At 42.8% G+C, this 2,662-nt stretch carries 2 protein-coding genes; both read left to right on the plus strand.

Annotation, left to right across the window (positions count from 1 at the left end):
- The first annotated feature begins 415 nt into the window (after positions 1–415).
- Positions 416–679 carry a GrxA family glutaredoxin gene (locus AB4653_RS16665; protein WP_009847069.1) on the plus strand — a complete coding sequence of 88 codons (264 nt, stop codon included), beginning with the start codon at positions 416–418 and terminating at the stop codon, positions 677–679.
- Positions 680–926: 247 nt separating this feature from the next.
- The gene (locus tag AB4653_RS16670; RefSeq protein ID WP_012604238.1) at positions 927–2,609 is read left to right on the plus strand and encodes an aspartate:alanine antiporter; all 1,683 of its coding nucleotides are present in this window, start codon (positions 927–929) and stop codon (positions 2,607–2,609) included.
- The last annotated feature ends 53 nt before the right edge of the window (positions 2,610–2,662 follow it).

Below are 2,662 nucleotides of genomic sequence, written 5' to 3' on the forward strand. Positions count from 1 at the left end.
TTACAACACAATCTCGGCCCCCCAAATACGAATGCACTAAAACATCATAACGTCAGGCTGCTTACAGAATATGGTTCCATACCTAGATAAAGGATGCCTCGTTCTGCGTTTGATTTTTTTGACAAGGTGCAACTTGTCGCACTAAATATCGACTAAAGTTGCAATCTTAGGGGTAATTCACACACTAATATTGAGGGAAATTCACGATGACAGTGGCCAGTAAACAAGACTCTAGCCTTTTATGATTAATATTTGCGCTGATAGGCAAAACCTATCGTATTAAGAGGCAATTCCATCTTTATTTCCCCATGCCATTGAGGCATAGTTGGTTTTAAGAAATTTTGAGTGGCATTCATAAAAGAATAGTTAACATAAATGAGTTAACGAGCCTCATCCCGTATTTAGGAGAAATTAAATGTTTGTAGTTATTTTTGGTCGCCCTGCTTGTCCATTCTGTGTTCGCGCAAAAGAGCATGCTGAAACTCTTAAAGCTAAACGCGATGACTTCAACTACCGTTACGTTGACATCCACGCTGAAGGCATCAGCAAAGCTGACCTAGAGAAGACTGTTGGTAAACCTGTAGACACAGTTCCACAAATCTTCATCGACCAAGATCACATTGGCGGCTGCACAGAATTTGAAGCATACGCAAAAGAAAACCTAGGTCTTTTCGACTAAGCTGGGATTTCTCAAACGAAAATCGAGGCTAAAGCCTAAACAGCTGATAGATAAAATAGTTAGACTGTATGATTGATATAAAGCCCGCTCATTGCAGCGGGCTTTTTTATGACAATTTTTCAACAGGAGTAAGATTAAGGTCAATATCGAATAAAATTGAAAATAGCACTTATAATTTATTTATATTTAGATACAATTCACTCCTCAAACTGATCCTGTGTTTCACGCTAATTATTGAGCAATCACTGTGAATATCGACGTTGTCTTGCTGTTAAAACAAAACCCCATCCTTCTCATTTTTGTTGTGTTATCTATTGGCCTCGCCATTGGTAAAATTCGTTTCGGTAGTCTCCAACTAGGAAATTCAATCGGTGTTCTGATTACTTCTCTTATCATGGGACATCTTGGCTTTTCCTTTAACGCCGACGCTCTCACGATTGGCTTCATGCTCTTCATTTACTGTGTAGGTATTGAAGCTGGGCCCAACTTCTTCGGTATATTCTTCAGAGATGGTAAGCATTACCTCATTCTTAGCCTCGTTGTACTTTCTACGGCTATTGCCCTTACTTATTTTTGCAGTGAATATTTAGGTCTTGGTTTCGGACTTTCCGCAGGCATGATGGCGGGAGCACTAACTGCAACACCAATATTAGTTGGCGCGCAAGATGCACTCAATTCAGGTTTAGCTGAAGTACCAAGAAACATGGACTTGGGTCTGGTCATAGAAAACCTCTCTGTAGGTTACGCGATGGCTTATTTAGTCGGCTTAATCAGTATGATTATGTTTGCCCGCCTTATTCCAAAGCTTCAGAAAGTAAACCTGCACGACTCTGCAGAACAAATAGCTCAAGAGCGCGGCCTAGGCACCTCTGGCCAGCGTAAGGTTTACTTACCCATTATCCGAGCTTATCGCGTGGGACCAGAGCTAATTACCTGGACTGATGGCAAGAACCTTCGTGAGCTTGGCATCTATCGCCAAACTGGTTGCTACATCGAGCGGATTCGACGTAATGGTATTCTTGCCCACCCTGATGGCGATGCCATTCTGCAAGAAGGCGATGAAATCGCATTGGTTGGTTTCCCTGACAGCCACGCTCGTCTTGATCCAAGTTTCCGAAACGGCAAAGAAGTTTTTGACCGTAACCTTCTCGATCTACGAATCGTTGAAGAAGAGATTGTCGTTAAAAGTGACAACATCGCAGGTAAGCGTTTATCTGACTTAAACTTATCCGAATACGGCTGTTTCCTTAACCGCGTAGTAAGAGCTCAAATTGAAATGCCGATGGATTTAAACATCGTACTTTCTAAAGGTGATGTACTACAAGTCAGTGGTGAAAAGAGCCGTGTTCACGGCCTTGCAGAAAAAATTGGTTTCATCTCGATTCACAGCCAAATGGCCGATTTGACGGCTTTCTGTAGCTTCTTCATTCTGGGCATTTTGTTTGGTTTGATCACCATGACATTCGGCCAAGTCTCATTTGGTTTAGGTAATGCAGTTGGTCTTCTTCTATCGGGCATCATGCTTGGCTTCTTACGAGCGAACCACCCTACCTTCGGTTACGTTCCTCAAGGGGCGTTGAATATGGTCAAAGATCTCGGTTTGATGTTCTTTATGGTCGGTATCGGCTTGAGCGCCGGTGGTAAGATATTTGAGCATTTGACCCAAGTGGGTCCGCAAGTTATCGGGATAGCACTTATCGTGAGTGTACTGCCGGTATTCTTCGCTTACCTAGTCGGCGCTTACGCACTGAAAATGAACCGAGCTCTTCTTTTTGGAGCCATCATTGGCGCACGAACCTGTGCTCCGGCAATGGACATAGTAAACGACCACGCTCGTTCAACTATCCCAGCACTGGGGTACGCAGGTACGTACGCGATAGCCAATATATTGATGACCTTAGCGGGTACCTTTATCATTATCATCAGCTAGTTTATTCAGCGTTATAGCGCTTTAGATTAGATATTTTAAATGCACTAATTCAT

It is taken from the genome of Vibrio sp. 10N.222.48.A3 (assembly GCF_041475345.1).
GTDB classification, from domain to species: domain Bacteria; phylum Pseudomonadota; class Gammaproteobacteria; order Enterobacterales; family Vibrionaceae; genus Vibrio; species Vibrio tasmaniensis_A.